30 protein-coding genes, 1 tRNA gene and 1 pseudogene are annotated in these 22,027 nt (G+C 60.0%); 15 read left to right on the top strand and 17 right to left on the bottom strand.

What is annotated here, in order from left to right:
* Positions 1-26: 26 nt before the first annotated feature.
* Positions 27-179 (bottom strand): hypothetical protein, encoded by a 153-nt coding sequence (locus tag KIP88_RS18960; RefSeq protein ID WP_214489473.1) that lies wholly within the window; start codon positions 177-179, stop codon positions 27-29.
* Positions 180-596: 417 nt separating this feature from the next.
* On the opposite strand from KIP88_RS18960, the gene KIP88_RS18955 reads away from it, so the two are divergent.
* Both KIP88_RS18955 and KIP88_RS18950 read left to right on the top strand, forming a co-directional pair.
* Positions 597-743 carry a hypothetical protein gene (locus KIP88_RS18955; RefSeq protein ID WP_214489472.1) on the top strand — a complete coding sequence of 49 codons (147 nt, stop codon included), beginning with the start codon at positions 597-599 and terminating at the stop codon, positions 741-743.
* A gap of 254 nt (positions 744-997) precedes the next feature.
* Positions 998-1,192, top strand: a complete 195-nt coding sequence (locus tag KIP88_RS18950; protein ID WP_214489471.1) for a hypothetical protein — start codon at positions 998-1,000, stop codon at positions 1,190-1,192.
* A 58-nt stretch (positions 1,193-1,250) separates the two neighbouring features.
* Here the strand turns inward: KIP88_RS18950 and KIP88_RS18945 are convergent, their stop codons facing one another.
* Positions 1,251-1,436 (bottom strand): hypothetical protein, encoded by a 186-nt coding sequence (locus KIP88_RS18945; RefSeq protein WP_214489470.1) that lies wholly within the window; start codon positions 1,434-1,436, stop codon positions 1,251-1,253.
* A gap of 127 nt (positions 1,437-1,563) precedes the next feature.
* On the opposite strand from KIP88_RS18945, the gene KIP88_RS18940 reads away from it, so the two are divergent.
* Entirely contained in the window at positions 1,564-1,791 is a 228-nt protein-coding gene (locus tag KIP88_RS18940) for a hypothetical protein (RefSeq protein WP_214489469.1), read from the top strand.
* A 12-nt stretch (positions 1,792-1,803) separates the two neighbouring features.
* Here KIP88_RS18940 and KIP88_RS18935 read toward each other — a convergent pair whose 3' ends face one another.
* Both KIP88_RS18935 and KIP88_RS18930 read right to left on the bottom strand, forming a co-directional pair.
* Positions 1,804-2,100: a putative quinol monooxygenase gene (locus KIP88_RS18935; protein ID WP_214489468.1), complete on the bottom strand. Its 297-nt coding sequence runs from the start codon at positions 2,098-2,100 to the stop codon at positions 1,804-1,806.
* An 86-nt stretch (positions 2,101-2,186) separates the two neighbouring features.
* The gene (locus KIP88_RS18930; RefSeq protein WP_214489467.1) at positions 2,187-2,342 is read right to left on the bottom strand and encodes a hypothetical protein; all 156 of its coding nucleotides are present in this window, start codon (positions 2,340-2,342) and stop codon (positions 2,187-2,189) included.
* A 259-nt stretch (positions 2,343-2,601) separates the two neighbouring features.
* Here KIP88_RS18930 and KIP88_RS18925 point away from each other — a divergent pair, with 259 nt between their 5' ends.
* A complete protein-coding gene (locus KIP88_RS18925) occupies positions 2,602-2,763 on the top strand; it encodes a Flp family type IVb pilin (RefSeq protein WP_214489466.1) in 162 nt (53 codons plus the stop codon).
* 1,018 nt (positions 2,764-3,781) lie between these two features.
* Here the strand turns inward: KIP88_RS18925 and KIP88_RS18920 are convergent.
* Positions 3,782-3,970 carry a hypothetical protein gene (locus KIP88_RS18920; protein WP_214489465.1) on the bottom strand — a complete coding sequence of 63 codons (189 nt, stop codon included), beginning with the start codon at positions 3,968-3,970 and terminating at the stop codon, positions 3,782-3,784.
* 527 nt (positions 3,971-4,497) lie between these two features.
* Between KIP88_RS18920 and KIP88_RS18915 the strand changes: the two genes are divergently transcribed.
* Together KIP88_RS18915 and KIP88_RS18910 are read left to right on the top strand one after the other, a co-directional pair.
* The gene (locus tag KIP88_RS18915; RefSeq protein ID WP_214489464.1) at positions 4,498-4,950 is read left to right on the top strand and encodes a VOC family protein; all 453 of its coding nucleotides are present in this window, start codon (positions 4,498-4,500) and stop codon (positions 4,948-4,950) included.
* 507 nt (positions 4,951-5,457) lie between these two features.
* Positions 5,458-6,108 carry a glutathione S-transferase family protein gene (locus KIP88_RS18910; protein ID WP_214489463.1) on the top strand — a complete coding sequence of 217 codons (651 nt, stop codon included), beginning with the start codon at positions 5,458-5,460 and terminating at the stop codon, positions 6,106-6,108.
* A 2-nt stretch (positions 6,109-6,110) separates the two neighbouring features.
* Here the strand turns inward: KIP88_RS18910 and KIP88_RS18905 are convergent, their stop codons facing one another.
* Together KIP88_RS18905 and KIP88_RS18900 are read right to left on the bottom strand one after the other, a co-directional pair.
* Positions 6,111-6,362, bottom strand: coding sequence for a porin (locus tag KIP88_RS18905; protein ID WP_214489462.1), 252 nt, complete (start codon positions 6,360-6,362; stop codon positions 6,111-6,113).
* Between the two features lie 36 nt (positions 6,363-6,398).
* A complete protein-coding gene (locus tag KIP88_RS18900) occupies positions 6,399-6,659 on the bottom strand; it encodes a PilZ domain-containing protein (protein ID WP_214489461.1) in 261 nt (86 codons plus the stop codon).
* A gap of 237 nt (positions 6,660-6,896) precedes the next feature.
* On the opposite strand from KIP88_RS18900, the gene KIP88_RS18895 reads away from it, so the two are divergent.
* Positions 6,897-6,971 (top strand) — tRNA-Glu (locus tag KIP88_RS18895).
* A gap of 52 nt (positions 6,972-7,023) precedes the next feature.
* Here the strand turns inward: KIP88_RS18895 and KIP88_RS48185 are convergent.
* The 4 genes from KIP88_RS48185 to KIP88_RS18875 form a co-directional block, all read right to left on the bottom strand.
* A complete protein-coding gene (locus tag KIP88_RS48185; RefSeq protein ID WP_214489460.1) occupies positions 7,024-7,941 on the bottom strand; it encodes a site-specific integrase in 918 nt (305 codons plus the stop codon).
* Positions 7,942-7,961: 20 nt separating this feature from the next.
* The gene (locus KIP88_RS18885) at positions 7,962-8,129 is read right to left on the bottom strand and encodes a hypothetical protein (RefSeq protein ID WP_214489459.1); all 168 of its coding nucleotides are present in this window, start codon (positions 8,127-8,129) and stop codon (positions 7,962-7,964) included.
* A complete protein-coding gene (locus KIP88_RS18880) occupies positions 8,102-8,263 on the bottom strand; it encodes a hypothetical protein (protein WP_214489458.1) in 162 nt (53 codons plus the stop codon). The genes KIP88_RS18885 and KIP88_RS18880 overlap by 28 nt, the downstream gene beginning before the upstream one ends.
* Positions 8,264-8,331: 68 nt before the next feature.
* Entirely contained in the window at positions 8,332-8,667 is a 336-nt protein-coding gene (locus KIP88_RS18875; RefSeq protein ID WP_214489457.1) for a hypothetical protein, read from the bottom strand.
* A gap of 319 nt (positions 8,668-8,986) precedes the next feature.
* Here KIP88_RS18875 and KIP88_RS18870 point away from each other — a divergent pair, with 319 nt between their 5' ends.
* The 4 genes from KIP88_RS18870 (at position 8,987) to KIP88_RS18855 (ending at position 11,819) form a co-directional block, all read left to right on the top strand.
* Positions 8,987-9,760 carry a hypothetical protein gene (locus KIP88_RS18870; RefSeq protein ID WP_214489456.1) on the top strand — a complete coding sequence of 258 codons (774 nt, stop codon included), beginning with the start codon at positions 8,987-8,989 and terminating at the stop codon, positions 9,758-9,760.
* A gap of 218 nt (positions 9,761-9,978) precedes the next feature.
* Complete coding sequence (locus tag KIP88_RS18865; RefSeq protein WP_214489455.1) at positions 9,979-10,212, top strand: hypothetical protein; 234 nt, start codon at positions 9,979-9,981, stop codon at positions 10,210-10,212.
* A gap of 9 nt (positions 10,213-10,221) precedes the next feature.
* Entirely contained in the window at positions 10,222-11,079 is an 858-nt protein-coding gene (locus tag KIP88_RS18860; RefSeq protein ID WP_214489454.1) for a hypothetical protein, read from the top strand.
* 383 nt (positions 11,080-11,462) lie between these two features.
* The gene (locus KIP88_RS18855; RefSeq protein WP_214489453.1) at positions 11,463-11,819 is read left to right on the top strand and encodes a transposase; all 357 of its coding nucleotides are present in this window, start codon (positions 11,463-11,465) and stop codon (positions 11,817-11,819) included.
* Positions 11,820-11,834: 15 nt separating this feature from the next.
* Here the strand turns inward: KIP88_RS18855 and KIP88_RS18850 are convergent, their stop codons facing one another.
* Positions 11,835-12,365 (bottom strand): hypothetical protein, encoded by a 531-nt coding sequence (locus tag KIP88_RS18850; RefSeq protein ID WP_214489452.1) that lies wholly within the window; start codon positions 12,363-12,365, stop codon positions 11,835-11,837.
* 46 nt (positions 12,366-12,411) lie between these two features.
* Here KIP88_RS18850 and KIP88_RS18845 point away from each other — a divergent pair, with 46 nt between their 5' ends.
* Genes KIP88_RS18845 through KIP88_RS18835 form a run of 3 tightly spaced genes read left to right on the top strand, consistent with a single transcriptional unit; the run spans position 12,412 to position 14,476 of the window.
* Positions 12,412-13,509 carry a phage major capsid protein gene (locus tag KIP88_RS18845; RefSeq protein WP_214489451.1) on the top strand — a complete coding sequence of 366 codons (1,098 nt, stop codon included), beginning with the start codon at positions 12,412-12,414 and terminating at the stop codon, positions 13,507-13,509.
* A gap of 11 nt (positions 13,510-13,520) precedes the next feature.
* A complete protein-coding gene (locus KIP88_RS18840) occupies positions 13,521-14,039 on the top strand; it encodes a hypothetical protein (protein WP_214489450.1) in 519 nt (172 codons plus the stop codon).
* A complete protein-coding gene (locus tag KIP88_RS18835) occupies positions 14,036-14,476 on the top strand; it encodes a hypothetical protein (RefSeq protein WP_214489449.1) in 441 nt (146 codons plus the stop codon). Before KIP88_RS18840 ends, KIP88_RS18835 begins: the two co-directional genes overlap by 4 nt.
* Positions 14,477-14,668: 192 nt before the next feature.
* Here the strand turns inward: KIP88_RS18835 and KIP88_RS18830 are convergent, their stop codons facing one another.
* Positions 14,669-15,304: a hypothetical protein gene (locus KIP88_RS18830; RefSeq protein ID WP_214489448.1), complete on the bottom strand. Its 636-nt coding sequence runs from the start codon at positions 15,302-15,304 to the stop codon at positions 14,669-14,671.
* Positions 15,305-15,622: 318 nt separating this feature from the next.
* Complete coding sequence (locus KIP88_RS18825; protein ID WP_214489447.1) at positions 15,623-15,910, bottom strand: helix-turn-helix transcriptional regulator; 288 nt, start codon at positions 15,908-15,910, stop codon at positions 15,623-15,625.
* A 1,027-nt stretch (positions 15,911-16,937) separates the two neighbouring features.
* Between KIP88_RS18825 and KIP88_RS48505 the strand changes: the two are divergent.
* Positions 16,938-17,042, top strand: a pseudogene (locus KIP88_RS48505) (PEPxxWA-CTERM sorting domain-containing protein); the annotation flags it as partial.
* Positions 17,043-17,135: 93 nt separating this feature from the next.
* Here KIP88_RS48505 and KIP88_RS18815 read toward each other — a convergent pair.
* The 3 genes from KIP88_RS18815 to KIP88_RS18805 form a co-directional block, all read right to left on the bottom strand.
* The gene (locus tag KIP88_RS18815) at positions 17,136-17,513 is read right to left on the bottom strand and encodes a hypothetical protein (protein ID WP_214489445.1); all 378 of its coding nucleotides are present in this window, start codon (positions 17,511-17,513) and stop codon (positions 17,136-17,138) included.
* A gap of 259 nt (positions 17,514-17,772) precedes the next feature.
* The gene (locus KIP88_RS18810; RefSeq protein ID WP_214489444.1) at positions 17,773-18,270 is read right to left on the bottom strand and encodes a lipocalin-like domain-containing protein; all 498 of its coding nucleotides are present in this window, start codon (positions 18,268-18,270) and stop codon (positions 17,773-17,775) included.
* A gap of 462 nt (positions 18,271-18,732) precedes the next feature.
* Positions 18,733-21,489 (bottom strand): AMP-binding protein, encoded by a 2,757-nt coding sequence (locus tag KIP88_RS18805; RefSeq protein ID WP_249790868.1) that lies wholly within the window; start codon positions 21,487-21,489, stop codon positions 18,733-18,735.
* Positions 21,490-22,027 lie beyond the last annotated feature (538 nt).

Here is a 22,027-nt window from a genome sequence, read left to right as displayed (position 1 = left end):
ACCGTTGAGCGCCGAATCATCGGGCGTTAGTTCGCCTTGTGCGGTTCGCCCGCGGTGCGGACCAGCCTGTCGGCCTTGACCAGGGACATGGCCACCAGGACATGGCCGCTTTCAGCTTGCGGCGGCAATGAGAAACTGATCACGACCAAGGCAAGGCAAAACAGCAGGCCGACCGCCATGACGCGCCGGTGGGTCGATTCGTCCGCGTTGTGAAACCGCGTTGTGAAACGAAGGCACCATGGCCTGCTTTTTCCTCTGGGCCATCCCTATCGTAACCCCGAATGCACACAACGCGATTTGGGTCTTAACCTAACTGAACAGGCTATCTGCATTTCCGCGAGGAACCGATCCGGCGTCGATCGCGGGATCGAGCACGATCGAGAGCAAGACTCCTTTTGTTCTCAAAGAACGAACAGGGGGCGCGTTTTCCGGCACCGTTGCCTTGTTAAAATAGCGTTACCTCGCCGCTTCCTCATCTCACCCATCCGATCGATCCCGCGCGGATTTTCTTGTCCCTCATCTCCTGCCATGTCCGATCGCGTGCCTGATGTCGAACCTTTTTGGCGCAGCCCGTACTTATCTAAAAAGGTGCCGCGATGACCCAAGCCGACCACTATCGAGACCAGTCCAACAAAGCCCGGCAGCTCGCCGAAGCCGTCAAGGATCCGGAAGCCTCGAAGAAGCTGATCGAGATGGCCGAGGAATTCCGCCTCTACGCCGAGCGGCTGGAACAGATGCACTAGATTGTTTCGGTTTCGATTGAAGCTGCGCCGGGCTTCCGTTTTTCGTTTTGACGCGCCCTCTTGACGCGAACCGGTGTCCCCCGATCAAGTCCGAGGCAAGCTTTCGCTCGAAAGCGCTATAAATTTTCTGACGCCGGTCATGGAAACTTAAGCCTCCATTTACCGAGCCTCCCTCAAATGCTGCGCCGTTAACCCAACCTATTTACAAAGCGTAAACAGGCGCCTGACAGGGTTGGCCCAGGAGGGTCAATCCCATGGTCATTTATCCAATACCGGTTGAAGTGACGCAGGCCAGAATACAACTCGTCGTCGATCAGAACGCGAAGGCGCCGCCGAATACGATCAACCAGGATCTTCAGGCCGTCTATCACGCCAAGGCAGCTGCCGTGGAGGCGGCCCTTGCGGATGTGCCGCCCGACGAACCGCCCCTGCTGGACGTCAAGGTCTGACCTGACGGGGGAATATCAATCTTGCGCGGAGGGCCAGGCTGCGTCCGGCCCTTCTCTCTCACGCGCGCCATGCAAGCTGTTGTGCGTGCACGACGCCGAGCGTCAGCAGGCCGCCTATGCCGGCGAGCACCGCCAATCCTGCGAACCAGATCCATTGCGGCCTTTCCTTGTAAGCGAGGAAGGCAGAGCAAATCGTACACACGATCGTCGGCATATTCGCGACCAATAAAACCCACGCCAGCATTTCAACCTCCCGAAGTGAAGCGGATGCGCAAAGGCTAGCGTTCCATCAGAACAACACTGTGCGTCCGGTCACATCGGACGGGCCTGCACCGGCGCTATCGTTGAGGCATCGCTATCGTCGAGGCATGATGGCGCTTCGGGAAATCATGATCTGGATCATTCAAGCCGTGCTGTTCGGCATCGGGATCGGCATTGCCATGCTGACGGCGCATCTGGCCGGCCCGCCGCTGGCCACAGCCTTCGCGATCGACGAACTGATCGCGACCGCGATCGTCTTTTTTGCCGTGGCGGCAGGTCTCGGTTGGATTGGAAACAGGTTCTGGCCCGAAGACTGGATGTACAATCCCCTGCTCTAGCGCCGCGCTTTCCTATCGCGGTATCGCCTCCGCGCGATAGATCGTCGTCCCCGTCGTTTCGACGATCCGGCCCTTGAGCGATCTTACAAACGCCTTCGAGCCTTCGACGGCAAAATGCGTGCGCAACGCCGCCTCGTCAGCCCATTGCTCGAAGAAGAACAGCCGCATCGGGTTCTGGCAGTCGACATGCACGTCATGCGAGATGCAGCCGGGCTCCTTGCGGGAGCGCTCGACATGCTCCAGGCAGGAACGGAGCACGTCGTCGAAAGTGTCCTCGCGCGCCAGGATGCTGCCAGTCACGATAATCATGTCGACGCCCCCCGCTGCCCCCGCGTCAGCCAACCGCCCGCCGTCGCAGGCGCCCGTCACCCGCGCATCGAAGCGGGCAGCTTTTGTTAGTGCATCAGGCGCGGCACGACAACCGATACCGCCAGCAATACGCCGAGGCTGGACACCACGGACAATTTCATCCGGGCCGTCCTGGCGTCGGTAATCGGAAGCACGAAGAAGAAAATCATCGCGAGGATGAGCAGGCCGTTGATCAGCAACATGGTTGATCCTCCGTTGCCGCGACAATGGAGGGGACAGCCAATCGGGTATGTGTGAGGGATCACGCTGGGACGCGGCTTCCTGGCTCGTCAATATCGGCAAAGAGACGTTCGCCCGACAACAAGGCTCGCGAATGCGCTTAAACCACTTCATCCGCTTGGAGCCGCAGCTTCAGAGACCTTACAATTTTACGGTTTCGGTTCTCGTAGCAGCAACTTTGGCGTGCCACACCCATTTCTGTCAAAGCTCGGGAGACAAGGAATGCTTCGGAAGTTTCTGCGCAACGAGAACGGCGCGACCGCAATCGAATACAGCCTCATCGCTGGGTTCATCGCCTTGGCCATCATCGCTGCCGTCGGAATGACCGGCCAAAGGCTCCTCGCACTGTTCGGGAGTCTCAATGACCTGATAGTTGGCGGTTAAAACCCTGCAAGGATGAGGATTGCGAGGCCGGCCAAGATCCAAAACGCAACGCCGGTAAGTCATGAGGCGAGTTCACCGGGGTCCTTCCTACCAAATAACTGAAGCACCGACGATCCGGTAGCAAGGAAGAGAAGCTCGAGAAGCAAGTAAAGAAGCCGGACGAACATCTGGTTTCCGGTCCGCAATGGCGCGTGCGCGAACACGGACCGCAACGTCTTCACGGAGCCGCCGAACAGAGGCCCTCTACCCAAAGAGGCCGCTGTCCAGCGCATATGCTCCAGCCCTCACGGCGTCAGCTTCATCGTCTTTCAGGTCGACGCCCCCATCTCGCCTTCTCGGCAGCCTGCATCTCTGGCTTCCTGGCGTTGCCCTTGCCGGTGGCGTGTAGCTTCAGTCTTGAGAGATCGATCGCCGACCAAGGCTGCCCCGCCAGCTCGCAGGCGAGAACGGCAGCTCCGAGCGCTGGGAAGAGAGCTTTGACGCTTGAGAACTGCTCAGCGAACGGCTCTTCGACGCAGCCGCCGATGCACCCAGGCCCGGCGTAGCTGATGATGATGCCGCTGACGCCGACCGCGCGGCTGCCGATGTTGCCTTCAAGCCGAATTGTCTGGGCATCCTAACCTCCATCAATGATCACCCTGCTGACGCCGGGTGTCGTCCCCAAGTCCAAGCCTAAGACAAATCTATGGCACAATCATTGCGCTTCGCTTGGCTTACCCACAAGGAACAACGGCAGATTGCACTTTGCTTTGCGAATGAAGGCTTAAACCTCGCCCGCGAGTTTGATGGCAGGCAAGCAGGAACGGTTGGCGCTCCGTATTTATACGTGCCCTTCGGCCGACCGGCGCCGATACGCCGGCCGCCACGCTTCACAGGCTGAATTGTTTGCGTGGTTGAATCGTGAGCCGATTTCAAGCGAGCGTCAAACGCAAAAGACCTCCGAGCCGAAGCTGGAGGCCTTCACTGTCATGAGGGGTACATCCGCCCTTCACGACACCACTGGAGCGCCGAGAGTGCGCTATGACTTTATTTCATCAGACTCACGGGCACGCCGTTCTGCCTTGAGCCGCTCGAAGTTTGCACGGAAGGCCTCGTCAGCCTTCTTACGTGCAATAAGTGCCTTCTCTGCGTCCTTGCGGGCCTGCTCTTTCTTTGCCTCACGCTCTTCTTTCGTGGGCCGCAGCTTCTCGTGCGTTTCGTAATCCATGACCAATAACGATTTATGACGTTAAAAGTTCCTGCCCCTGAAACCATCGTTTCCTTGAGGTAATCAAGCTGGCGGATTTCCGGCGGTCGATGCTGCTTCGCGAAACAGATTCACATAGGCGCTGGCGAAACCAGACAAAGAAAAAGCCCGGATTGCTCCGGACTCTTCCTTGCTGCGGCGCCTAGAACGCCTGCGCCTACGCCGAAGCCGATTGCAGCATTACGGCCGCCACGCGCTTCCGCTCGGGATTGACCACAGCGGTTGTCGCAAGCGCGGCGACGGCAGCGAGCGTAAGTCCTGTCTTTCGCATGTGGGGTCCTTTCCGCTGCTGGGATAACTCTTCGAGACCACCTCTTCACGTAGAAGGCGCTCGGAAAGCCACGAACACAAAGGGAAGGAAGGTGCCAACGGCTGCAGACGACCCGCGCTTTATCGGTGCCCTCTCCTGCATTTTGCTGCTATTTAGAGCCCTCCAGAGCGCCTCCAACGCCTGAAAAACAACAAACGTTCTCAAGGAGTCCACTGATATGCGCTATCTCCACACAATGCTGCGCGTTCGCAATCTCGACACCGCGATGAAGTTTTACCAGGACGCGCTGGGGCTGAAGGAAGTACGCCGGGTCGACAACGACAAGGGCCGGTTCACGCTGGTGTTCCTGTGCGCGCCCGAGGACGAAGGCCTGTTCAAGGCCGCGCCGCAGAACCGCGGCGCGCCGCTGGTCGAACTCACTTACAATTGGGATGAGGAGAAGTACGGCGAGGACCGCCATTTCGGCCACCTCGCCTACGAGGTCGACGACATCTACGCGACCTGCGACCGCCTGATGAAGGCCGGCATCACCATCAACCGGCCGCCGCGCGACGGCAACATGGCCTTCGTGCGCTCGCCGGATCTGCATTCGATCGAACTGTTGCAGAAGGGCGAACCGAAACCGCCGGCGGAGCCGTGGACGTCGATGCCGAACACCGGCCACTGGTAAGCCTTGTACAACGCCGTTTCCTGACGGCGCGCGTGAAAGCGAATGGCGGCTGACGCGCAGCCGCCATTCTGACGATGTCAACGCCGAAGTGCGCGAGGCGGTCGACCGCGACGGCTACTCGCTGTTTCGGATTGGACTGTCGCTCTCGGAAATTCCCACCTCATGAAACGTTCCCTCGCCTGAGTACAATTCTGCTTAGGAACAGGGCGCTACTACGCGCGTTGTCGTGGCGGTTAAGAAATCGAATCGAGGAGGCTGAGATGGGAAAAGGACTTTTGCTTTGGCTGGTTGGTGTGCCGATTCCGGTGATCATCCTTCTGTGGTTGTTCTTCGGCCGTTGATGGGCTGAGCAGCCACGCGTGACGCACAGATCAGGCTCCGCCGCATCACGGCGAGCCTTTTTTGTTTGGGCGGGCTTGTTTGTTTGGGCGGGCTGCACGAATCCCGCGCTTTTTTGCTGATCTTCAGCTATGAACGCGTCAAGCAGATCAGCGGGAGCGACAACGCGTGACCAACAATAACAACAAACAACAACTCACCATCTGGGGCCGGGCCAATTCGGTCAACGTTCAAAAAGTGCTGTGGTGCCTGGCCGAACTCGATCTCGGCTATGAGCGCATCGACGCCGGCATGCAGTTCGGCAAGAACAACGAGGCGGCCTATCTGGCGATGAACCCGAATGGCCGCATCCCCACGCTGGTCGACGGCGACTACGTGCTGTGGGAATCCAATTCCGTGATGCGCTATCTCTGCATGGCCTACGGCGGGAATGCGCCGATCTATCCCTCGCAGCCGAAAGCGCGCGCCAGCGTCGACCGCTGGCTCGACTGGACGCTGTCGACGCTGCAGCCGGTCGACCGGCCGGTGTTCTGGGCGCTGGTGCGGACGCCGGTCGAGAAGCGCGACATGGTCGCGATCCAGAAGGATGTCGACGCCGAGGCCGTCGTGTGGCGGATCGTCGAGGCACAACTGGCGAGCCGGCGCTTCATCGAAGGCGATCAGTTCACGATCGCCGATATCGCGCTCGGTGCCTATGCGCGGCGCTGGCTCGGTGTCGAAGGCGTCACCAAGCCGGAACTGCCGAACCTCGAACGCTGGTTTTCGCAATTCGCGGCACGCCCCGGCTTCACGCAGTTCGTCGCACCGCCGATGACTTAAGGTCAGCGCGAGCCGCCGGACACACCGCCGCCGACGCTCACCGCGCCGCCGATCTTCATGCAGGTGTTGGTACCTTCGATTCTGACGAAACCCGCGCCGTACTCCGCGCAGGCATTGGCTGAATTTGAGCGCTTCAGCGGAAGCGACTTGCCCGATGATGCGGCCTTGTCGGCCTTCTCAAGACGGGGTTGCTCGGCGCGAGCGGTAATCGAAGCCAGCACCACAGCAAACATGACAAGGAGGGATTTTCGCATCCCGCCTTTTATCGCCGCTTGCCGATCAGTGCCAGACTAGCGGACGAACTTGACACCGACCGATTTGCCGCGGCGCCAGACCACTTCGCAGCGGCGTCCGGTCCTGGCGTCGCGCGAAAACGCCAGCCGCAACTTCGTCGGCAGCGTGTTGGGATCGTCGATCGTGACCTTCGCCCCCGTCGTGGATAGATCCCGCACCACGCATTGCCGCGCGGCAAAACCGCCCTCGAGCGTGATCCATCCGGGCTGGCTCAATGATTTCCGCGACTCGCGCTTTTTGCTCGATAGCAAGGCCATGTCGGAAGTTCCCCCGTCACAACCTTACGACATGCGGCTTTAAAATCCGTTGCAAGGCCGTGGCGCGCCCGGCTGTCGATCGAGGTCGCAAACGACCGCAAAAACAGGTTTTCGAGCGGCTTGCCCACCCGCCCAAACGCCACTATACGTTCGCCCGTCGCCGCCGCCATGAAACTTGGCGGCCGGCGGCCAACACGGCCCATCAAGCGCTTAACGCATTGATTTTCCGGTCGTTTTGCTCCCTTCGTCTATCGGTTAGGACGCCACCCTTTCACGGTGGAGAGAGCGGTTCGATTCCGCTAGGGAGCGCCATTTTGAACTTTCCCTATTGAAGTCGTTTGGTTTTTTCGCCGCTGTGTCAACCTCAGTCGGCCGGGTTGACACTCGTCTGTGCACCTTTGGTTCGCAAGGTGTTGATCGCGGCCACCGCTCGCGCCGCTGCTACGCGCCGATTGTAGGCCTCGACATATCTCGCCACCTCGGCCTCGTTGGTGTGGCCCGAGAGCCCCATGATGGTGCGGGTGTCGAGACCCAGATTAGCGAGCCGTGTCAGACAGGCCTTGCGCAGGCCATGGCTGGAACAGTCCGGCAACCCGGCCTGGTCGCACCAGTCCCGGACCTTGTTGGAAAGCGACTTGGCCGAGCCGTGCGCCTTGCCACCTGAGTGCACCAGATAGGTTTTGGTCCCGATCACCGTGGTCGCCGCAATCGCCTCGACCAGGTCATCGGCGAGCGGCGCCGTCACCGTCATACCGGTGGAGTTGCGGGTTTTCTGCGGTTCAAAGTCCATCAGCCAGCCGTCGCGAACGTCCGGTGGTCCGATCCGCCGCGCGTCCGACACTCGGACGCCGAGGTTCAGCATAATTTCCATGGTGAGCCGCGCCTGTGTCCCGAGCTGGTGCCGCTCGCGATATTGCTCGATCATCGCCTCGGTCCAGGTGACGTGGCCTTTGCCCTTTTTAGCTTTGTCCTTGACCACGCCTTGCGTCGGGTCCTCATCGATCAATTCGGCCTTCACCGCAAACGCCATGAACCCGCGCAGTGCCATCACAAAATTGCGCTGGGCGTTAGCCGTGCGCTTGCGCAGCAACGCCTGGAAATGCTTGCGCTCGAAATCGCGCAGCGACCGCGCGCCGTATTCCTCGCGAAACTTTTCCAGGATACGCCGCCGCCACTCGCGCGAACTATCGGCAAGATCATGCGTCCAAGCCGAGGCCTGATAATAGGCGGCGAGCGCCGCTGATACCGATCCCGGCCGCGACCTGACCACGCCGAGCGGCACTGGTTGGTTAGGCTCGCGCTTTACGCCGCCTCATAGGCCGCCATGAATTCCGGTGACCACGGCAACCCTGGCAACGCTGCCGACGGCCAGCCCTTGCGCCGGAAATAGAAACGCGCGTGATCGTGCCGGTCGATAAAATGCTGCACATAGAGCGGCAGCTTTACTTGTCGTGCAGAACGTCGTCCCATTCGTTTGGTGTCCCCTGTTTTTGGGCCGCCTCACCCGGCGCCGTCGGCACGATGCTGATGGTGCCGCGCTTGTCGATATCGACGCGGAAGTGTTCCAACCCAGCGTTGCGCGCGGCCTTGATCGCTTCTTTCAAGTCGCGCTGCCGAAACGTGCATTCGTCTCCGGTTTTTCGCGACATCGCACATCCTCCTGCGAAGGCTTTCACGCCGCGCGATTGAGTTTCTCGGCGAGAATTTCAGCAACGTGTGCGGCGATCCTGTCGAGGTTGTTGTGGGAGAAAATGCGCTCAGCGATCTTGTCGATAAAATCATCGGTGAGCACACTGCGCATCTCGATCAACATTTGCGCTCGCTCGTCGGAAATCGCCGCTACCAAATCCTCTTCCATCTGGTCATAGCTCGAAAGCCTATGCCGGATTTCTTCCGCCAAGCGGATTTTCTTTTTCCTGGCCACTGCCATCATGCTTTCGCGCAATGCGGGCGGCAGCCGCACACCCACGGTCGGTCGTTCGGTGGATTGCTTCGCTTTCTTGGCCATCGGTCTTTCCCCAGGCGTTGCCAATCATGGCATAGCATGCCCGATATCATTTGGTAACAATATTCTTGCGGGCCGGGGTGTAACGGTGTAGGGGTTATGTGCTGCTGCGCGACCAGCTTTCAGGGGGAATCGAACCCAAGGAAAGGGCCGCACAGATGTTTCGACAGCCGACAGCACCAACCGCCACCGCAGCAGAATAGAACGCCGACGCCTGGGGGAAGGCGCCGGCGGGATCACCATGAACGACTTTTCGCAATCTCGATAAAGTTGTCCCGTACAGCGCATTCGTCAAGGCCGGCCCTCCAACCGAGGAGCCCGGATGAATCGCACCGCGACGATCGGCGAATGGCGCAAGCAGGTGCGCAGCAACCGGCTTCCCGGCGGCGCCTGGATCAAGATCATTGACGAACTCGCCGATCGAACCAATGCCGCCGAGTTCAACCGTAGCGGCCAGCTGATCGCGTGGCCCTCGATTCCGACATTGGCGACCGCCACCGGCTTGTCGCGCAGGATGGTGCATTATGCGATCAACGCTTTGCAACGAACCGGCGATCTCGTGATCATGCGCGGTGGCGGCCGCGGCTGCTCCAACCGCTACTTGCTCGTCACCAAAACGGTGCAACCCATTGCACCCTTTGACGAGGCAAAACCCTGCAACCCATTGCACCGTTTAGACGGAGAAACGGTGCAACCCATTGCGCAAAACGGTGCAACCCATTGCGCAAAAACGGTGCAACCCATTGCACCCGAACTCTTAAAGAACTCAGAAAAAACTCTTGCACCGGTCACCGCCACCGACCCGAGCGGGCCGCGCTCGCGTGCGGATCGCCCGCTCGGCCCGCTCGACGTCGAGGCGTTGCGCCGGTGCATCGGCGAGGACAACGTTGCCGGCTGGTTCACCGGCAAGGTGCTGCACACGACGTTGACTAACGACGGCGTGCTGACCGTCGTGGTGACGACCCGGTTCGTTGCCGACAAAATCCGCAGCTGGTTCGAGCCCGAAGTGTTGCAGTGCGCGCCGGGCGCACTGCGGCTTGTGGTGGAAGTGGCCGCGGCCGAGGCCGGTCCGCCGAAAGCGCGGGGGAGATCATGACCGCGCTCCGGCTGCAATGCATTCAATGCGACCGCTGCCGCACCGCGCACTGTGCTGGCGGCGAAACGCTCCGATCATTGGGGCGAGGAGTTGCACGGCCAGGGCCGGATCGCGCGGTCCACGGCGTCTATCGCCATGCGTGATCAATCTACGCGCCTGGAGTCCTCGCTGAGATCGAGGCTGCCACGACAGCGAGAAACCAACGAGAGGAGGAAGCGATGAAGGCAAGAAACCATGTCCTGCGATTTCGCCAAGCCATCGATTTGCTGCATCGAGCCGACACCCGGCTAATGCTCATGCACGGCCATGATGGCGATGAATTTTACATCCTGCCCCGCGGCGGCCGCGTTGACGCCCGCGATGCGCAAAAGATTTTAGAGCGTCCCGACGTTCGATCCTTCGACGATGGATTATTCCCCGGCCATTCGCAACAGTGGAGGATCTGCCGATGAGGTAGGCAGATGGGTAAACGCTGCGACCATTTCGAGCGCATCCCGCGCGATTTCTACCCAACACCAGCAAAGGCGGTGCTGCCGCTGATTCCGTACCTCGGTGGAATCCGAACCTTTGCCGAGCCCTGTTGCGGCGATGGTGACCTGATCCGCCACCTGGAATCCCACGGCCTGCGTTGCAACTATGCTGGCGATATCGCAACCGGCCAGGATGCGCTGGCGCTCGATTCCTACGGCGTGATCGATTCGATCATTACCAATCCACCTTACAGCCGCGACTTGATGCACCGGCTGATTCAGCACTTCGAGCGCATCGCGCCGACCTGGCTGCTATTGGAAACCGATTGGGTGTCGACGTTGCAAGCGACACCGTACCTCGTCCATTGCTCAGACATCGTGACGATCGGCAGGGTGAAATGGTTTCCGAAATCCAAGCACGGCAGCAAGGACAATTTCGGCTGGTTCCGATTCGATGCCAGGCACCAGGGCTGCACTGTGATTCACAGGCGCAACCAGGGCACAGGTGATGGTGACAACACTATCAACCACCGCACCGGAATCTGTGAGCAATGCCGCAAGCCTTACCAGCCGCAGCGATCAACAGCGCGGTTCTGCTCACCAGCCTGCAAGCAACAGGCTTATCGCCACCGGCTTAGCGTAACTCCTAGCGTAACACCTGCACCCGCGACCAGCGCAGCGATCGAGCAAGCGGACTCTTCCGAGCTGTTTCGCTATGTGCTGCACGACGACGTCGAGCGGTTCGAGGCTGAGGGTTGGGAGCGGCTGCCGGCCCTGGATGACACGCACCACGCCGAGTATGCGGTGCTGATGCGACGACGAATCCAACAGCGATCGTTGATCGGGTGAATCGATCTGGAAACCGCACCGGCCGGCTGCCAGCAAAGGAGGATAGATCATGACCACCACCAGGCAGCGGCGGTGATGCCTTGTTGATCGAAATCAAAGGTTGAGCCAGAGCGGCGGTTGATCCTGATCCCAGAGTGGATCAATGCGAGAACCGCCAATGCACCGGCACATCGGGTTCTGGCTTTTGTGCCTAGCCGCCCTGATGTTGGCCTTTTGGATGTATTTTCAAATGGTCAGCGACTTCATCGACTGATGACGGGGGGCGGTCTTGGAACTTTTGCCCCTCCCGAGCCCCGAACGGTGCCCTCAAAATCCGTCACCCGCTCGTTCGTTTCGCGATCTGTGATAAATCGCATCGCAAGGCACTTTTTGGAGGCCAGAACATGCGTTCCAAATCGGCGATGACCGAGGCGCAATGGACCAAGATCGCCCGGCTGCTGCCGGCAAGCCGGCATAACCGCCAGATGGTCGAGGCGGTCCTATATCGCGAGTTCACCGGGCAGTCGCTGGCCGAGGTTTCCGAGGCGTTCGGAATCGCCAAAGTCAGACTGCATCAATGGCAGCACGCCATCGCGGCCGAGCTGCCGCAGATCATGGCCACGTTGAAGCTTGAGCCGGCCAGTCCGCATGCCAGGACCCGCGGTGGCCACCGGCCGTCCTACCACAACAACCCCGAAATGCTGGCCGCGATCGTCGCGATCCGGATGCGGGATTTTCGCGCCGCGCTGCGCAGCCGGTGATGCAACCTGGGCCGCCTAGCGGCGTGCCCCACCATATGCCCGACGGTCTTTGCAAACCGAGCACTCGAACCAATCCTGTCCGCTGTCCACAGAATGAAACTCGAATTGGAGATGTCCGATTTTGCCTTGTTGGTAACATGCCGCGCAGATGCGGTGTTGCGGGCTTTCCTCGCCCACCTCCGACGCCTTGAGTTCATAAACGAAGGTCTGGCCGCCGTAGTCCACTAACCGATAGCGATCCAGCTTTTCCTTGGTGGCGAGCTCTTCCTTGGCGTCAGCCAATGCCATTTTGACGTCCGCCAACGATTCATAAAGCTCGGCGATTTTGAGCTTGAATTCGGCTTCGCTCAGTTGCTTGTTGACCTCCTTCAATTGCTTAGCAATTTCGAGAGCCTTGGCCGCCGCGGCCAAACCGAGCATGATATCCATCGCGAGAGAATCCCCTTTGAACCGTTGATGATCGGCAATCGGGGGCACCAGCGCAATTGCGCCGGATCGGCAATCCACTGCCAAAACCGAATTGATTTCCACGCTCAGCGAGCGCATCCTCGCGCCGCTTGTCCATCACTCAGCCCGCGAAGGAGCATGAGCCATGCGACATGCAACCGCCCTCAGCTTTCCCCCGCCATCATCGAAAACACGACTGCCGCCTGCGGTAGCGCGCAAGCAGTTGAAACCGCGCGACGTGATCGTGCGCGCCGCGACCTGCGAAATCCTGCGCCGCCGCGGCGTGCACACCGAAAACAGCCCGGCGCTGGTCGAGCGCGTCTATCCCGGCTGTGAGCCGACCGCGCTCTACATCGCCAAGGCGGCAACCTCGCCGGCGATGACGACGGTCCCCGGCTGGGCGCAGGAGCTGGTGATCGCGTCGAACGTCGATTTCATCGACAGCATGGCGGCGACCTCGGCGTTTGCCGCACTGAGCCAGCGCGCGCTGACGCTGACCGGCGTCAAGCCGAGGAAAATTCCGTCACGCGTGCACCCGTTCGCGCTGGTCGGCGGCTGGATCGGCGAAGGCAAACCGATCCCGGTCGCATCGCTCGGGCTCACCGCGACGACGCTGACGCCGTACAAGCTGGCGGCGCTGAGCACGTTCACCGAGGAAATGCAAAACTATTCGATTCCCGAGATCGAGCTGATCGTGCGCCAGGCGTTGCAGCACGATCTCGGCGCGCTGCTCGACCAGGCGCTGCTTTCCGCCGACGCGGCGACGCCGGACAAGCCGGCCGGCATTTTCAACGGCGTCACGCCGATCACCAAATCGGCCGCGACGCCGCTCACCGACGCCATGCTGGCCGATCTCGGCGCGCTCACCGCCGCGGTCGGCGCCAATGCGCCAGACGCCCAGGTGGTGTTCGTCGCCAATCCGGTGCAGGCACTGCGGATGCGGGCCGCGGGCCTCGACATCATCAGCTCTGGCTTCATGGCGGTCGGCAGTGTCGGCGCGATTGACGCCGGCGCGCTGGTGCTGCTGGTCGACGACATCAGGTTTAGCGCCAGCGGCGAGGCGGTGCTGCATATGGAAACCGTGCCGTTGCCGCTGTCGGCCGTCGGCACGCCGAACACCGTGGCGGCGCCGATGGCGAGCCTATTCCAGATCGACGCGGTCGCGTTGCGCTCGATCCAATGGACCGGCTGGAAGCTGCGGCGGACCGGCGCGGCGGCGATCGTCAACTCGGTCACCTGGTAGGAGGCCGCGTCATGAGCAACCATTACGACGATGAAAACGAATTCGACGACATCGAGCCGCCGCTCGGCTGGGCGGAAGGCGAGCGCGAGGCGATGTCGCACAAGATGAAGCTGCGCGAGGCCGAGATCATGCGGGCTCGGGCCAACGCGTTGATCGAAGAGGCGCGGCGGTCACCGGCGGCGGTAACGGAACGGACAAGCACACCGTCACCGCCGCCGGCACCGGTGCCAACGCGGCCGCGGCCGAAACCCAAAGCGCCGAATCCTGAAAACATTGAGCAGTTGCGCAAGACGCTCGACCAAATCGCCGAGCGCGGCGCGCGCGAATTCGATTATCTCCCGGTGGCATCGGTCTGGCCGTTGATCAAAAACTTGGTGGTCGCGCTGACCTATTCATCCGGCGAGCGCAGGAGCGACGCCGTCGAACGATTTTCCGATGATCTATTGCGCATCATGATCGAGGGCCGCAAGGCAATGGCGGCCGACGATCGCGTCGCGCCGACGTCGCAGAAAATGGGCTTCTTGCCATGAACGACACGCGAATGTTGCTCGACGACTACGGCAACGCAGTCGGCGGCGACAACGCCGCGGAAATCCTCAATCGCGTGCAGAGCCTCGGCGATCAGCTGCGAAATGTGCCGTCAACGGCACATTTGCCCGGCGGCCAGGCGCGCGGGCTGTACGATCCGAAGGCCACCGACTATCGCGCGATGGACTGCGTCGCGCAGCATGGCAGCACCTGGATCGCCAAGGTCGACAATCCCGGCCATGCGCCGGGCAGCGGCAGCGACTGGATGCTCGGCGCGATGCGCGGCGCCAGAGGCCGGCCAGGCGAGCGCGGGCGTGATGGTGTCCATGTGTGTGCGCTCGACCTGGTCGGTTATTGCATCGTGATCGCGCTTTCCGACGGCCAGACCTTGAACGTCAATCTGCTGCCGATGCTGGAGCTGTTCGATCGCGAGAGGTGACGGTAACAGCCGGTTCGAGTCCGCAACCCAAGGAGTAGAAACATTTTAGCCGGCTCTCGATTTCCCCTTGTGAATCAATGCGCTGTGATACGCAAGCCGGACTGTCTGGGAATTTTTCCGGGACCGCCAATCGGGGACCCAACGCCAACCTAGCGACCGTACTCCGCTGGGTGGCGGCGCCCGAGCAAGATCTTACGGTGTTCGGGGAGGGAGGCTGAATCCTCGGGAGTTCATGAGGCTGTCGAGCAAGTTGCGGTCAACGGTCGCAAATGGCGACATGCGCTCTGCGAATGACAACCCTTTGAACGAAATCCAAACAGGATCCGATTCCTCTTCCCGTACCATGATCATGGTATCAAGAACATACAAAGAAACATCATCATAAGCCATTCCTCTTACGGCATAAGACGACTTTATAATCAGCGGTATAGCCCCCTCGCCGACTTTTATTGCTCCCTTTTCGGGTTTAACCTGTGATTTCACAAAGGCTTGCAGCCGAAAGCAAATGTCTCCCATTCGCAGAAAAGTGCCGTCGTTGGCGATTGGTATAGGCTCCTTAAACATGCTTGGCGGTAGAACCGCATATCCAGCTTGGAATTTGAAGTCCGACCCAATAGGGGTCACCTTTATTGTTGAGGTGCAATCTTCCTTGTCGTTTTTTTGAAACGTAGCGGTCAGAATTAGTTGTCTCTCTTGCTTGAATTGCGTTCTGGATTGTACCTGTGCCTCTTCCGAAATTGCGCAGCTACGGATGGAGACGCCGAACGCGGCGATGGAGACGACGAGGGCTGCCGCCGCAATTTTATTGGCCAAAACAGCTGTGCTCATGGTCCGCACCGTGCGTTACTGGACGCGCATTATACGCGAGCAAAGCTCAACCCGCGCCTCCGGCATCGCAGCAGTCGGCCGACATTTTCAAACCGGCCCACGCGCCCGGCAATTCGCCGGAGTGCATAAATCTACCACCACTCACTCCTTCCCTAAAGACACCAATGAAATCAATGGTCGTTTCGGACGGGCCAGGAGGATTACTTTTTCAAGCCGAAGGGGTGACAGATCGCGCGGCCGGTCAGGATGTCGGCATCAATGTCGTCGTGGTCGCAGGTCACGCTCGGATCTTCGTCGTCTCCAGGTCGACGGTCTCGCTCATCGCTCGGGATCCTTCCGTTTGGCGGACTCTAACTCATCCCGAAGTTGCAGCGGCAGTCCATCCGCTTTACCCAAAAACAGCCAGTCCAGAGTAAGGCCGGGAACCTTTTGCACGAGCAGAATGCCAACGCTCTTTGACAAGGGCAGACCCCGCTCGAAATTGTTCCAGCGCGCCGCTGAAATCCCGATCCGCTGACAAAATGCAGTCTGCGTGCCGGAAACGGCTTTTCGCACCAGCACGAGTCTCTCGGCTATGTTTTCATCACTCAATGGATTATCCGACATCGCGCGGGATCCCTCTTCCTGGTGGTAATTGGCGCGTGGGATCCTGCGCGGCGGCGTGGTGCTGATCGGCTAGGCCAGCGATCACCCGCCCCTGTGCGCGACAAGATCAGTCTAGGTCAAGAGCCTGCGATGCATTCCAAATCTCCATGTATGCTTGTAGTTTGAGTTGAGCAGTTTCGCTATCCACCTGCACAAAGGAGGTTGGGGACCGGGCGGCTAGCGCATTGAACGACTGGCCAACGGTCCAGACCTGAGACTGGTCAATCGCGATCATTCGATCATGCAGCGATCGAGCTTTTGCGAGTCTCACCTGCAATTGACGATCTGTCCCGTGTTGCTTCCACGCTCTGGCGGCTGGATGAAGGGTTGCCTTCACACCGCTTTCGTTCATGTCCGTACAACTACGGTGGCGCGTTGGCGCACCCGCTTGTCAGGTTCCAAATGGGACCGTAGCCTCGGGGTGATTTTTTAATTAATTGGGGGCTTTAATGAGAATTCGGTTGTTCGGAATATTGCTGGCGCTGGTTCTTTGCGCCTCGGGTACGGAATCTCGCGCAGTTAGCGTCGGGATTGATTTTGATCCGGCACCCCCTCCATCCAATCCAACTTTCCAGGGACTCTCGGGTATCTCTTTAAGGCGAATACCGACATCTCGGTCATCGGACTTGCGGCATGGAATTCTTGGATTCCCTCAAGTGGTGGTTCGGTTCTCGTCGGACTGTGGGACCACACGGATACGCTGCTCGCGTCGGCCACCGTTTTTCAGGGTGGTCCGACAATCGGCAATGCCGACTGGTCTTACACGTCGATCGCAGCAATTGGTTTGACAGCGGGCAATTGGTATTGGGTCGGCTCATTTGGAGGTGATGCCAATTTTACCTACGAGTCGCTGCCTGGATTTTCCTCTGCTCCAGAAATTACGTTCATCGATGGTAAGTACATTGCCTCAGCAGGGTTGGCTAAGCCAGAAGGCGGTGCCCAGTCTTTAGGGATCTTCGGCGGCAACATAGTTTTTGACGTTACCGCCGCCGTCCCCGAGCCCTCGACCTGGGCCATGATGATCCTCGGCTTCGCGGGTGTTGGCTTCATGGCGTATCGGCGTAAGTCGAAGCCAGCATTGTTGGCCGCGTGATCCACTGTCATCCGGATTGATTTGAGAGGCCGCCTGCGGGCGGCTTTTTATTTGCGATGTATCGCCATTGTGCAGTGAAGGCGGCGGTGGCGACTAGGCCGGCTCGCGCGCCGCGCCGCCCATCAGCGCCCGCCGCAGCCGTTGCTTTTCGGCCGACGTCAGCCGGCGACGTTGAAACCGCGACCAGGTCCGCGCCGAGAGATCGGACCTGGTCGGCGGCGGCTCGTCCCCTGGCGCAAAATACCTGCCCGGCTGGTCGGCGAGCAGGCAATCGATCCGCGGCAGCGACACCGCGACATAGCGCACGCCGGCCGAGTTGGTCGCGATCGGAACCTTGGTTGTCATCGTCGCGCGCATGGCCGGCAGCGTGGTGCGATCGGCGATATCGGTCAACCGTTGAAGCGCCGCCAGGAAGGACAGGCGTCCCCTGCCCGTTCGCCGGCCAGGGTTGAGAATGCAGAAAATTCGCATTATCGCGCCATGCCCGCCATATGCGGATTTACACCGGTAAGCGATTGTTTTTGTTTGAAAGTGGCGTTTCGCTAGGGAGCGCCAAAGTCCAAAAATGGCTATGGTTTGATTTGGCTTTTTGCGCGATTTGGTCGAACCTGGATCTATCGGGAAAACCGTGACAGCACGTCCGGATCAACCAGTTTCTCGGTGACACCGGCAGCTTGTGCTGTGTTGCGTCGTGTCTATGGACGTCGGCAAAGCGTTTGATGCGCGCCCCCTACTCGACTCGTTCGTAAGTCACGACAAAGATGATGTCTTGGCCTGACAGATTTTTGGTCGGCTCCGATGTCACCGTAAGCTTATTTCCCACGATCTCGAACTGGCGCTTTTGAGTGATGCCGGTCCACGTCTGGTTCCATGACGCCTCGTAGGTCACGATTATTGTGTTGCCTTCGACCTTATAGGTCCCGCTGCCGGCGGCTATCGTGTTGAACAAGTTGATACGTTCGGCGTCCGTGGCACTGGCCCCCGCGGGGGCTTTGCGGTTGTCGCCCGCAAGGACAAACGCAACGTGTCCGCCCTTCGTGTACACGATGTGGCCAGCCGGCTTCTCTCCGTAGGGGTGGCTAATCTTGCCTGTCGCTACTTCTTTGACGCTTTGGCTGGTCCACTTCCACACTCCAACAAGCTGAGAGGCTAAATCCTGCGTTGGCGCTGGCTGAGCCCACGTCAGAAGGAAAGCGAAGCCTATTGCTGAGATCAAAGTGCGCTTCATAGCGTCCTCCCGAGAAGATTGGTTGAAGGCGCAGCAACGCGCGCCTCATTGCGCTCCAATGGATTGCATTTTCGGAGAACATGAGACCGACAAAAAAGTGCGGCCTCCTTCAAGCTCGATGCCTGCCGACGGCACTCGCGTTGTCTACCACACGGTGATTTCGACATTTCCCGTCATGATGCCCGACCCTATTATGTTGGGCATGCTAAAGCAATGTTGGGTTGTAGTTCTATTAGGGGTACCGCGTTAGCTTTGCGCCTCTCCGCCGTCGGATCATTCTCGCGGCACTTTACGGATGGTGCTTCCGAGCGTCGCCCGCTGGGTGCCTCGGGTCTGCTGAAATGACGGCTCCTTGCACTTCGCGGACATACCGCACCAGAGGACATCCGTCACCGAGGTCAAAGCCGACATTGGCCCATCGCGGCATCAGGTCGGTTCGTGCACTGGACTTTCAAGTCACCGTCATCTCGCGGACTGAATGTATCGACCTCGCGACTCACGAGCGTCCTGATTATCGTCACATGCCAATCCAGCCGGGCGTCCGCGACGTGTGCGGTTCAATGGCGGAGGCGCGCCGTCAGCCAGAACATCAATTCTTTGCCGCAGATGGTCAACCAGCAGTTCAGCGCCGATAGTCAGGCAGCCATGATGTCCCCCAGGCACCTGGATCACTTCGAGTTGAGAGCTGAGATGCCGCCACGCCTGGCCGTCGTGTTCGGCCGCGTAAAAAGTCACAGGGACCTCGAGCGGTGCCGGAAGATATTGCGCCATTGCGGTTGAATAAGCGTCCCACAACACCGGCGGAATCTCCGGCTTGGCAATCGTATTCCGCTCGCTCATCGATGCCTTGGAATATCGTTTGGCATCTCGCTCCAGCTGCGCCATTCGTTCAAACGTCCAGCGCAGAAGGTAAGGCGAAACTATGGGCTTCATCAGCCCGATGATCGCCCGCGACACCGGACGGGCACTGACGGTCGGCGGGTCGACCATCGCAACCATATCGACCTTGTGGCCAGCTGCCATCAGCAGGCGGGCTGTTTCGAACGCCACCATGGCGCCGTTGCATTTGCCGCCCAGGAGGAAAGGACCGCTGGTCTGCCTCTCCAGAATATGCGGCAGGCGGTCGGCGGCCATCTCCTCGATCGACAGCGGAATCGGCTCCCCACGAAGACCATGGGGATCGATGGAGATGATCGGGTGATCGGGCGCGAAAAGCTCCACCATCCGCCGCACACCCGCGTGGCCGCTGACGAGGTCCCCATTGAAGAAGAACAGGGGCGGCCGATCGCCACCGGTATGGAGCTGGAAGAACGGCGTCGCCGGCGTGCCCGTCTGCATGGCGATTTTGGGGGCAAGTTGCCGGATGGTTTCTGCCCCGAACAGGATCGTTTCCGGTACGGGGTGGCCGACGAGCCGCTCGACCTCGATGAGCATTTCCATCGCCAGAAGGGAGTCACCCCCGCTGGCAAAAAAATCATCGTCGACCGTCACAGTCTCGGACTTGAGCAGCCTACGCCATAAGATCAGCAATTCAGCCTCCAGATCCAATGGCCCTTTCTCCACCGCAGGCAGCGGCATCGCCCGCTGATTAACCAACTGCTCGTCGAGCTGCTCGCGCAGCCGTCGCCGTTGGACCTTTCCCGTCGCTCCCTTTGGCAGTTGGTCGAGGAACAGAATGTGCCGCGGAATCTTGAACGAGGCCAACTCGCGTTGCAGGAACTGTCGTAGCTCCGCAGGCGTCGTCTGCGCGCCAGGATGTGGAATGACGGCGGCCGCGACGTCATCGCCAAGGCGTGGATGGGCGATTGCGAAAGCGGCAGCTTCAGCTATGGCTGGATGGTGTAGTAGCGCCGCTTCGATCTCAGCAGGGGCAATCTTCTCACCGCCGCGGTTGATTATTTCACTCAGGCGGCCGTGCAGGGTCAGGAAGCCATCTCCGTCGAGGCTGCCGATATCGCCCGTGCGAAACCAGCCCTCTCTGAAAGCAGCTCGATTGAGTTCCGGCGCATCGAGATAGCCAGATATCACGGTGGGACCACGCACCCAGATCTCACCCCGCTCGCCGGCTGGCAAGGGTTGTCCATCCTCACCAACAATGGCCACGGTATCAGGCCTGGGTTGCCCGCAAGTCCCTGGCCTGTTCGGCCCGGGCGGCGGCAGGTTGGCGGCGATTTGCGCGGCTTCGCTGGAGCCGTAATGCTCCAGCACCGGCACGCCCAAAATGCGCTGCAGGTCGTCCTGCACCTCCTTCAGCAGCGGCGCGCCACCCGATACGACGAACCGCAGAGTGTGCGCCGCCCGCGCATTCTCAAGGCCTGTTGCCTTGTCCAGCACAGCCGTGTGAAGCGTAGGACCTGCTGAGTACCAAGTCGGCCGCAGGACATCGAGCCACTCATCCAGCGCCACGACAGCATTGTTGGTCGGGATGGCAATGCTGCCGCCCGTCAGCAGCGGTGTGAAGACCGTTACTTTGAGTCCATGGGAATAGTAAGGGGACGACACGCTCAGGCAACGGTCCCAGTGTGTGAGGCCGAACCAGGCCTGAAGCCGTGCGGCCGCCGCCAGCATATTGCTATGGCTGAACGGAATGAGCTTTGGCTGCGCGGTCGTGCCCGACGTCTGCAGGATGAAGGCGGGCGAGCCTGGATCAGGCTCAGCGTCGATCGCAGGGAAGTCGGAGACCCGCACTGCGATATTAAGTCCAAGCTGACCGTGTCCGACCGGAGCGGCTTCGATGATGGCGAGCCTTCTCCGCTCGGCGGCCTGGCGAGCTTCAGAGACACTGCCTTGCGGCACGAGAAGAGCGTTCAGGCGCAGCATGTCGAGACGCTGATCGATCTCCACTTGGGACAGCCGCGGATCAAGAGGAACCGCGATGCTGCAGCAGGCTACTGCAACGATGGTGAGAACCACGTCCGCGCCGTTCGGCATGAGTATCCCGATCCGGGCGTTGCAATCGAACCCAGCCAAACGCAACTGCCGGCGGATGCCGTCCAACTGGCGCTGAAGATCGCGGTACGTCAGAGGCGCAAACGTGGCGGAAACGATCGCAGGCTGATTTGGGAGCCGGTTGGCAGTCCGACCGATGGCTTGGCCCAGCGTGCATTGGGCTTCAGGCTCTGTGCCGTCGCGGGCGGACGGGGCGAGCAACCCCCTGCCAGCAAATTCCCCCCGCCGCTTCAGATCGTAGTGAACCATGTCCGGCGCCAAAATGGGCATTTAGACGGTCCCCTTTGGACCGCTCCGTCGGAGCAATGTAGTGGGAAAAAATTGCAAGTGGCGAGAGGACAGGGCGTAATCCTGAATTTCCGTGCCCCGAACTGTTGACCAAGGAACAATCGGCTTGGCAGAGCGTCGATTCCAGTGCTTCCAGCCGAAAGGCGCCCCCCCGACTGCTGGAAGAAAACCCGTATCGTTCGGGTTGGCGGCCCCCGGTGGGGGCCGTTTAAATTCGAATGGCTCGGACTCGTTTCACAAGGCTTTGGCGACCGCGCAAGAACTGCACTTCCTGCCGGCTACCGACTTCCTGACCGCACGCTGTCGATCGCCGTTTACGACGCGGTTGGAGGCGCTATTCCTTGATTACTTGGACAACGTTGCGACGCTCTGGCGCACCGAGTGGCGGATGACAGCCCCACACTGTTGCACGTTATGCTGCACACAAACTGCTGCAAGCAAGTTCAAGAAGACGAAGAAATCCAAAATGATATCGACTTTTCAAGCATCAAGCCGAAGTTGAAATCCCTTTCGCCAGGGA

Source organism: Bradyrhizobium sp. SRL28 (assembly GCF_018596315.1).
In the GTDB taxonomy this organism is placed as follows: Bacteria; Pseudomonadota; Alphaproteobacteria; order Rhizobiales; family Xanthobacteraceae; genus Bradyrhizobium.
The sequence above is the reverse complement of the archived record's forward strand: the minus strand, read 5'-3'. Positions and strand labels throughout refer to the sequence as shown.

Excerpts from the sequence above, each read along its gene's own strand:
- KIP88_RS18885 (WP_214489459.1), bottom strand. The coding sequence starts at position 8,129 with ATGGGACGACGTTCTGCACGACAAGTAAAGCTGCCGCTCTATGTGCAG.
- KIP88_RS18950 (WP_214489471.1), top strand. The coding sequence starts at position 998 with ATGGTCATTTATCCAATACCGGTTGAAGTGACGCAGGCCAGAATACAA.
- KIP88_RS18850 (WP_214489452.1), bottom strand. The coding sequence starts at position 12,365 with ATGCGCTCGCTGAGCGTGGAAATCAATTCGGTTTTGGCAGTGGATTGC.
- KIP88_RS18920 (WP_214489465.1), bottom strand. The coding sequence starts at position 3,970 with ATGGATTACGAAACGCACGAGAAGCTGCGGCCCACGAAAGAAGAGCGT.
- KIP88_RS18915 (WP_214489464.1), top strand. The coding sequence starts at position 4,498 with ATGCGCTATCTCCACACAATGCTGCGCGTTCGCAATCTCGACACCGCG.
- KIP88_RS18815 (WP_214489445.1), bottom strand. The coding sequence starts at position 17,513 with ATGCGAATTTTCTGCATTCTCAACCCTGGCCGGCGAACGGGCAGGGGA.
- KIP88_RS18860 (WP_214489454.1), top strand. The coding sequence starts at position 10,222 with ATGGGTAAACGCTGCGACCATTTCGAGCGCATCCCGCGCGATTTCTAC.
- KIP88_RS18855 (WP_214489453.1), top strand. The coding sequence starts at position 11,463 with ATGCGTTCCAAATCGGCGATGACCGAGGCGCAATGGACCAAGATCGCC.
- KIP88_RS18940 (WP_214489469.1), top strand. The coding sequence starts at position 1,564 with ATGGCGCTTCGGGAAATCATGATCTGGATCATTCAAGCCGTGCTGTTC.
- KIP88_RS18935 (WP_214489468.1), bottom strand. The coding sequence starts at position 2,100 with ATGATTATCGTGACTGGCAGCATCCTGGCGCGCGAGGACACTTTCGAC.
- KIP88_RS18830 (WP_214489448.1), bottom strand. The coding sequence starts at position 15,304 with ATGAGCACAGCTGTTTTGGCCAATAAAATTGCGGCGGCAGCCCTCGTC.
- KIP88_RS18955 (WP_214489472.1), top strand. The coding sequence starts at position 597 with ATGACCCAAGCCGACCACTATCGAGACCAGTCCAACAAAGCCCGGCAG.
- KIP88_RS18945 (WP_214489470.1), bottom strand. The coding sequence starts at position 1,436 with ATGCTGGCGTGGGTTTTATTGGTCGCGAATATGCCGACGATCGTGTGT.
- KIP88_RS18845 (WP_214489451.1), top strand. The coding sequence starts at position 12,412 with ATGCGACATGCAACCGCCCTCAGCTTTCCCCCGCCATCATCGAAAACA.
- KIP88_RS18875 (WP_214489457.1), bottom strand. The coding sequence starts at position 8,667 with ATGGCCAAGAAAGCGAAGCAATCCACCGAACGACCGACCGTGGGTGTG.
- KIP88_RS18925 (WP_214489466.1), top strand. The coding sequence starts at position 2,602 with ATGCTTCGGAAGTTTCTGCGCAACGAGAACGGCGCGACCGCAATCGAA.
- KIP88_RS18900 (WP_214489461.1), bottom strand. The coding sequence starts at position 6,659 with ATGGCCTTGCTATCGAGCAAAAAGCGCGAGTCGCGGAAATCATTGAGC.
- KIP88_RS18840 (WP_214489450.1), top strand. The coding sequence starts at position 13,521 with ATGAGCAACCATTACGACGATGAAAACGAATTCGACGACATCGAGCCG.
- KIP88_RS18865 (WP_214489455.1), top strand. The coding sequence starts at position 9,979 with ATGAAGGCAAGAAACCATGTCCTGCGATTTCGCCAAGCCATCGATTTG.
- KIP88_RS18810 (WP_214489444.1), bottom strand. The coding sequence starts at position 18,270 with ATGAAGCGCACTTTGATCTCAGCAATAGGCTTCGCTTTCCTTCTGACG.
- KIP88_RS18825 (WP_214489447.1), bottom strand. The coding sequence starts at position 15,910 with ATGTCGGATAATCCATTGAGTGATGAAAACATAGCCGAGAGACTCGTG.
- KIP88_RS18805 (WP_249790868.1), bottom strand. The coding sequence starts at position 21,489 with ATGCCCATTTTGGCGCCGGACATGGTTCACTACGATCTGAAGCGGCGG.
- KIP88_RS18905 (WP_214489462.1), bottom strand. The coding sequence starts at position 6,362 with ATGCGAAAATCCCTCCTTGTCATGTTTGCTGTGGTGCTGGCTTCGATT.
- KIP88_RS18870 (WP_214489456.1), top strand. The coding sequence starts at position 8,987 with ATGAATCGCACCGCGACGATCGGCGAATGGCGCAAGCAGGTGCGCAGC.
- KIP88_RS18835 (WP_214489449.1), top strand. The coding sequence starts at position 14,036 with ATGAACGACACGCGAATGTTGCTCGACGACTACGGCAACGCAGTCGGC.
- KIP88_RS18960 (WP_214489473.1), bottom strand. The coding sequence starts at position 179 with ATGGCGGTCGGCCTGCTGTTTTGCCTTGCCTTGGTCGTGATCAGTTTC.
- KIP88_RS18930 (WP_214489467.1), bottom strand. The coding sequence starts at position 2,342 with ATGTTGCTGATCAACGGCCTGCTCATCCTCGCGATGATTTTCTTCTTC.